The 7,318-nt window shown below is 43.3% G+C and carries 5 protein-coding genes; all 5 read left to right on the top strand.

Going from position 1 to position 7,318, the window contains the following annotated elements; genetic code table 11:
• The first annotated feature begins 181 nt into the window (after positions 1-181).
• On the top strand, positions 182-2,455 hold the full coding sequence (locus AO382_RS09225) for an EcsC family protein (protein WP_064620452.1): 2,274 nt from the start codon (positions 182-184) through the stop codon (positions 2,453-2,455).
• Between the two features lie 216 nt (positions 2,456-2,671).
• Positions 2,672-3,046 (top strand): 30S ribosomal protein S12, encoded by a 375-nt coding sequence (gene rpsL / locus AO382_RS09230; RefSeq protein WP_003656377.1) that lies wholly within the window; start codon positions 2,672-2,674, stop codon positions 3,044-3,046.
• A 119-nt stretch (positions 3,047-3,165) separates the two neighbouring features.
• Positions 3,166-3,639: a 30S ribosomal protein S7 gene (gene rpsG, locus AO382_RS09235; protein WP_003656378.1), complete on the top strand. Its 474-nt coding sequence runs from the start codon at positions 3,166-3,168 to the stop codon at positions 3,637-3,639.
• A 151-nt stretch (positions 3,640-3,790) separates the two neighbouring features.
• Positions 3,791-5,917, top strand: coding sequence for an elongation factor G (gene fusA, locus AO382_RS09240; protein WP_064620455.1), 2,127 nt, complete (start codon positions 3,791-3,793; stop codon positions 5,915-5,917).
• A 122-nt stretch (positions 5,918-6,039) separates the two neighbouring features.
• Positions 6,040-7,230, top strand: a complete 1,191-nt coding sequence (tuf, locus tag AO382_RS09245; protein ID WP_064609853.1) for an elongation factor Tu — start codon at positions 6,040-6,042, stop codon at positions 7,228-7,230.
• The last annotated feature ends 88 nt before the right edge of the window (positions 7,231-7,318 follow it).

A 7,318-nucleotide genomic window follows, 5' to 3' on the forward strand; every position in this document is an offset into this window, starting at 1 on the left:
ACATTTATGTTGTATATTATCACTAGGCGTAGTTTAGTTTTTGTGATAATCTTTAGAAGATAATTTTTATGACAATTTTCACACAATTAATGAGGTTGGGCATACGATAGATAAAAGTAAATTGACTTTTTGTATTTTATGTCAAAACCTGAATCTTAATACCAAAACCATGGAGTAACTGATGACAAAATCAAATAAAAAATCCGCCCACAAAGCCGCCAAAAAAACACAGCACAGCTACAATGATCAAGTCAAAGAATTAGCCCAAGAAGTGGCTGAGCATGACGATGTTGAAATCGTTGCTGAAGTAGATATCGAAAATCAAGCCGTCTCTGATGTGCTGATCATTCGAGATACTGATGCGAGCGACGCTGCCGATGCTAAAGCCAATGACCTAGCAGATCAAGCTGAGGACGCCTCTGAAGCAGTTGAGACTTTGGTGGATGATGCTAAGCAACAAGCCGAAGAAGTCAAAGAAGATGCTAAGAATAAAGCACAAAATCTGCAAGACAAAGCATCTGAAAAACTTGAGTCTGCCAAAGAAGCTGTTCAAGATAATGTCGATCAAGCTAAGGAACAAGTAGCATCTTTGCAACAAACTGCCGAAGAAAAAGCTGAAGACCTCAAAGCTCAAGCCCAAGATAAGGTAGAGGAAGCTCAAAGCTTGGTTGAGGATAAAGTCGAAGACATCAAGGCTCAAGCTGAGTCTTTGCAAGAAGATGCTGCCGATAAAGTTGATGCGTTAAAACAAGCGGCCAGTGATAAAGTCGAGGCTGCCAAAGCTGAAGCTGAATCGCTAAAAGATGACGCTGCTCAAAAATTTGACTCAGCCAAACAAGCGGTTGAAGACAAGGTAGAAGCCATCAAAGAGCAAGTCCTCGATCAGGTCGACTCGCTAAAAGACGATGCTGATCAAGATGATACTGATCAAGACGACACCGATCAAGATCAAGAAAAACAGACCCTAAAAGATAAGGCAGTGCAAGCTGCTGCCGCTGCTAAGCGTAAAGTTGAAGATGTCGTCGATGATGTCAAACACACCACCGAATCTTTCAAAAATACCGCAAGCGAAAAAATAGATGAGATTAAGCAAGCTGCTTTGGATAAAACAGAAGAGGTAAAATCTCAGCTTAGCCAAAAAGCAGACGCTTTAAAATCTTCAGGCGAAGAGCTCAAACAAAACGCCCAAACGGCTGCTGACGATGCCATTACAGAAGCTCAAGCTGCTGTCGTCAGTGGTTCGGTCGCTGCTGCTGATTCAGCGCAATCAACAGCTCAAAGCGCAAAAGACAAACTCAATCAGCTTTTTGAACAAGGTAAATCTGCCTTGGATGAAAAAGTTCAAGAATTGGGCGAGAAATTTGGTGCCACTGATAAAATTAATGAAGTCAGCGAAAATGTCGATTTGGCGACACAAGTCATCAAAGAAGAAGCGCAGGCACTACAGGTTAGCGCTCAAGAATCCCTGCAAGCTGCCAAAGCGGCTGGCGAAGAGTATGAAGCCACGCATAAAGATAAGGGCTTGACTGCCAAACTTGGTAAAGTGGGCGCCTATTTATCTGGCATGTATGGTGTTAGCCAAAATAAAACCAAGCATTATCAAGGCGTTGACTTGGATCGCGGAAGTTTTGATACAGATGCGTTTCATGCCCAAAGTAGCTTTTTTGCAGGACAAGTATTTGGTGCTAAAGCAGTCGCGGCTAAGAATGTGGCGGCTAAAGTCGTTCCTCAATCTAAATTTGAAGCCATCAGCGAATCAGTCTATAACAAAGTGGCTGAATGGTCGAATACATGGGCAATCAAAGACCTTAAAAACGATCCAAGATTTGATTTAATCGATACTATGAATGCCCAAGAGCGTGATGCTTTTGCTGAAGACGTCTCTAATCAAAACCGTGCGCTTGCAACGCTTGGTGGTGTGGCAGGCTTAGCAGGCTTAAAAGGTGTGCTTGCTGATGCAGCTTGGCTATTGATGGTATCTTTGCGCACTGTTTATCAGATGTCAGCAATTTATGATCAGCCATTGACTGGTAAAGAAGGCGCCAAGAAGGCTTATGGTGTGCTGTCAGGCGCCAATCTTGAAAAACTTCAAGAAAAGCAAGTGATTTTGACAGCGTTGGCTCTAGGAAGTAGTATGCTTGCCAATGCTCAGCATACTGGAATCAAAGCGCAGCTTGATGCGTTAGCTGAGCGCTACCGCGAAAGTCAGCCTTATGCTAAGCAATTTATGGATTTGGATAAATATATCAATTTAGATAATCTCAATCCAAATTGGTTAAACAAGATTCTACCAATTTCAGCAGTGGCAGTGGGTGCTCATTATAATAATGAGCTGATTGATGAGGTGATTGGTACAGCGATGGCAACCTTTTCAGCCAGTTTTAATCAAAGTCACACCTTGATTTCTGACTCAGCTGAAAATACTGAAAACCAAGAATCAACCACTGAAGAGTAATATAAAAATCGCTATCAGAGAATTATGTTTTGATAGCGATTTGAATTATTCTCATCAAAAACCTAACTTATTTTATAGGGCTGCTTGAAGTTTTCTTGATTTAGCCCTATAATATATTGCCCCAAATGGGGATTTACGTTATTGGTTGAAAGTGCCAACTTAGATTGGCGCTTTGCTGATGGCGAATTTTTAACAACAACGGGAGAAAATTGCCCTATGGCAACTACAAACCAGCTAATCCGCAAGGGTCGCACAACCATCAAGGAAAAATCAAAAGTTCCTGCGTTGCAAGCGTGCCCACAGCGTCGTGGCGTGTGTACTCGTGTTTACACCACCACACCAAAAAAACCTAACTCAGCCATGCGTAAAGTTTGCCGTGTACGCTTGACCTCAGGTTATGAAGTTTCTAGCTACATCGGTGGTGAAGGTCACAACCTTCAAGAGCATAGCGTTGTGCTAATCCGTGGTGGTCGTGTTAAGGACTTGCCAGGTGTGCGCTATCATACCGTACGCGGTGCACTTGACTGTGCAGGTGTGAAAGATCGTAAGCAAGGCCGTTCTAAATACGGCGCTAAGCGTCCTAAGGCCTAATCATTTGCCTAAGACATTTTTGCGTGAATCAGGGTTTGGTGTGTCAAACCCAATCATGCAGTAAGGCTGGTTAAACCTAGCTTTATACCAGATAATCCTGAAGAGATAAGGAAACTATTATGCCAAGACGTCGTGTCGTCGCTGCCCGTGAAATTCTACCAGATCCTAAATTCGGCAGCCAAACAATCGCTAAATTCATCAACCATGTGATGGTTGATGGTAAAAAATCAGTTGCAGAAAAAATCGTTTATGGTGCGCTTGAGGCAGTTGTTGCCAAAAAGAACATCCAAGATCCTGTAGCTTTTTTTGAAGAAGTGTTAGAAAATGTTCGCCCAACCGTCGAAGTTAAAGCTCGCCGCGTTGGTGGTGCTACCTATCAAGTACCTATGGAAGTACGCCCATCCCGTCGTACTGCCTTGGCTATGCGTTGGTTAGCCGATGCTGCTTCAAAGCGTTCTGAAAAATCAATGGCTCTACGCCTAGCTGGTGAGCTAAATGATGCTTCAGAAGGTAAAGGTGCAGCCATTAAAAAACGTGATGATGTTCACCGTATGGCGGACGCAAACAAAGCGTTTTCACACTATCGTTTCTAATTGGGAATTGATCAAAGATTTTTTGATACATTCTCTGTTGCGATTGTTTATGAAAATTTATTTCAAAAACAATACTCAAAAATCTGTGTGGCTGTGATCGTTAGCAGCCAACAGATTTACCAAATTAAACAGAATTTTTCTAGGAAAAATTATGGCTCGTACAACCCCTATTAGCCGCTATCGTAACATCGGTATCTCGGCACACATTGACGCAGGTAAGACTACTACTTCTGAGCGTATTTTGTTCTACACAGGTGTATCACACAAACTTGGTGAGGTGCATGATGGTGCTGCCACCATGGACTGGATGGAGCAAGAGCAAGAGCGTGGTATTACCATTACTTCTGCTGCCACCACAGCTTTTTGGTCAGGCATGGCTAATCAATTTAAAGAACACCGTGTTAACGTTATTGACACCCCAGGTCACGTTGATTTCACTGTAGAAGTTGAGCGTTCTATGCGTGTTCTTGACGGTGCTTGCATGGTTTATTGTGCTGTTGGTGGCGTACAACCACAGTCTGAAACTGTATGGCGTCAGGCTAACAAATATAAAGTACCTCGCTTGGCATTTGTGAATAAAATGGACCGTACAGGTGCAAATTTCTTCCGTGTTGTTGAGCAGATGAAAACTCGCTTAGGTGCAAGCCCTGTACCAATCGTTATTCCTATCGGTTCAGAAGAAAACTTTACTGGTGTGGTTGACTTGATCGAGATGAAATCTATCATCTGGGATGAAGCGTCTCAAGGTATGAAGTTTGAATATGGCGAAATCCCAGCAGATTTAGTTGATACTGCCGAAGAATGGCGAACCAACATGATTGAAGCTGCCGCTGAGGCATCTGAAGAGCTGATGGATAAATACCTTGAAGAAGGTGAATTATCAAAAGAAGATATCGTTGCAGGTTTGCGTATCCGTACTTTGGCGAGCGAAATTCAGCCGATGCTATGCGGATCAGCATTCAAGAACAAAGGTGTACAGCGTATGCTAGATGCTGTCATCGAGTTCTTACCAGCACCTGATGATGTTGAAGCAATTAAAGGCATTTTGGATGATAAAGCCGAAACTGAAGCTTCTCGTGAAGCCTCTGATGATGCACCTTTTTCAGCATTGGCATTCAAAATCATGAATGATAAGTATGTTGGTAACTTGACATTCGTTCGTGTTTATTCTGGTGTTGTTAAGCAAGGCGATAGCGTTTATAACCCTGTTAAGATGAAGCGTGAGCGTATCGGTCGTATCGTACAGATGCACGCCAACGAACAAAAAGAAGTTGATGAGATTCGTGCAGGTGATATCGCAGCTTTGGTAGGTATGAAAGATGTAACCACTGGTGACACGCTGTGTGACAATGATAACATCATCACTCTAGAGCGTATGGAATTCCCAGAGCCAGTAATTTCTTTAGCGGTTGAGCCAAAAACAAAAGCTGACCAAGAAAAAATGTCAGTTGCTTTGGGTCGCCTAGCAAAAGAAGACCCTTCATTCCGTGTACGCACAGATGAAGAATCAGGTCAAACGATTATTTCAGGTATGGGTGAGCTTCACCTTGATATCATCGTTGATCGTATGAAGCGTGAATTTAATGTTGAAGCTAATATTGGCGCACCTCAGGTTGCTTATCGTGAAACGATTCGCCAATCGGTGGAAGTTGAAGGTAAGTTCGTTCGTCAAACAGGTGGTCGTGGTAAATTTGGTCATGTTTGGTTGCGTCTTGAACCACTTGATCCAACAGGCGATGTGGAATACGAATTTAACGAAGAAATTGTTGGCGGTGTAGTTCCAAAAGAATACCATGCAGCAGTTGATAAAGGTATCCAAGAGCGTATGAAAAATGGCGTTATCGCAGGATATCCAGTTGTTGGTATCAAGGCAACTTTATATGATGGTTCTTATCATGATGTTGACTCTGATGAGCTATCATTTAAGATGGCAGGTTCTATGGCGTTCAAAAAAGGCTTTCTACAAGCCAATCCAGCGCTACTTGAGCCTATCATGAAAGTTGAAGTAGAAACTCCTGAAGACTACATGGGTGACATCATGGGTGACTTGAACCGCCGTCGCGGTATGGTTCAAGGCATGGATGATCTGCCAGGCGGCACCAAGTCAATCCGTGCAGAAGTACCATTGGCTGAAATGTTTGGCTATGCAACACAAATGCGCTCAATGTCTCAAGGTCGTGCAACTTACTCAATGGAATTCTTGAAATACCAAGAAACTCCGAAGAACGTTGCTGACGAGATTATTAAGAAATTTACAGCTAAGGACGATGACGAGTAATTCATCATCTGTTAGCGGTAGTGTATTACCAGATACCATCTGATGGTCAGATGGTATCGCAAATTAAATTTTAACAATGTTGCGATCTGACTGTATGATCGCATATACTCGAGGAAACCATCATGGCAAAGGCCAAGTTTGAACGTGTAAAACCACACGTAAACGTTGGTACCATCGGTCACGTTGACCATGGTAAAACCACTCTAACTGCTGCTATCGCAACCGTTGCTGCTAAGCACCACGGTGGTGAAGCAAAAGACTACGCTGCTATCGACTCTGCCCCTGAAGAAAAAGCACGTGGTATTACTATTAACACATCTCACATCGAGTATGACACAGAAGCTCGTCACTACGCACATGTAGACTGCCCAGGCCACGCTGACTATGTTAAAAACATGATCACAGGTGCTGCACAGATGGACGGCGCAATCTTGGTTGTTTCTGCAACTGACGGCCCAATGCCACAAACTCGTGAGCACATCCTACTGTCTCGTCAGGTTGGTGTACCATATATCATGGTATTCATGAACAAGTGCGACATGGTAGATGATGAAGAGCTACTAGAATTGGTTGAAATGGAAGTTCGTGAACTTCTATCTGACTATGACTTCCCAGGTGATGACACCCCAATCATCAAAGGTTCAGCACTAGAAGCATTGAATGGTTCTGACGGTAAATATGGTGAGCCTGCTGTTCTAGAACTACTAGACACGCTAGATTCATACATCCCAGAGCCTGAGCGTGACATCGATAAGTCATTCCTAATGCCAATCGAAGATGTCTTCTCAATCTCAGGTCGTGGTACTGTTGTAACTGGCCGTGTTGAATCAGGCATTATTAAAGTTGGTGATGAAATTGAAATCATCGGTATCAAACCAACTACTAAAACCACTTGTACTGGTGTTGAAATGTTCCGTAAGCTGCTAGACGAAGGTCGTGCAGGTGAGAACTGTGGTATCCTACTACGTGGTACTAAGCGTGAAGAAGTTCAACGTGGTCAAGTATTGGCTAAGCCAGGTTCAATCACCCCACACACCAAGTTTGATGCAGAAGTATACGTGCTATCAAAAGAAGAAGGTGGTCGTCATACCCCATTCCTAAATGGCTATCGTCCACAGTTCTACTTCCGTACCACAGACGTAACTGGTGCCATCACCCTACAAGAAGGCACTGAAATGGTTATGCCAGGTGATAACGTTGAGATGAGCGTTGAGCTAATCCACCCAATCGCCATGGACAAAGGTCTACGCTTTGCAATCCGTGAAGGCGGCCGTACTGTTGGTGCTGGTGTTGTTGCTAACGTTAAAGACTGATTCTTTTTCAGTCATTAACCAGGCAATTGCCACAAAAACCAAACTCGAAAGGGTTTGGTTTTTTTATGGGTGGTGGTTGGATTTTTTT

Origin of the sequence: Moraxella catarrhalis (assembly GCF_001656295.1) — a bacterium.
In the GTDB taxonomy this organism is placed as follows: Bacteria; Pseudomonadota; Gammaproteobacteria; order Pseudomonadales; family Moraxellaceae; genus Moraxella; species Moraxella veridica.

What these genes read in the sequence shown, in the direction of transcription:
- AO382_RS09225 (WP_064620452.1), top strand. Translation starts at nt 182, where the DNA reads ATGACAAAATCAAATAAAAAATCCGCCCACAAAGCCGCCAAAAAAACA.
- rpsL (WP_003656377.1), top strand. Translation starts at nt 2,672, where the DNA reads ATGGCAACTACAAACCAGCTAATCCGCAAGGGTCGCACAACCATCAAG.
- rpsG (WP_003656378.1), top strand. Translation starts at nt 3,166, where the DNA reads ATGCCAAGACGTCGTGTCGTCGCTGCCCGTGAAATTCTACCAGATCCT.
- fusA (WP_064620455.1), top strand. Translation starts at nt 3,791, where the DNA reads ATGGCTCGTACAACCCCTATTAGCCGCTATCGTAACATCGGTATCTCG.
- tuf (WP_064609853.1), top strand. Translation starts at nt 6,040, where the DNA reads ATGGCAAAGGCCAAGTTTGAACGTGTAAAACCACACGTAAACGTTGGT.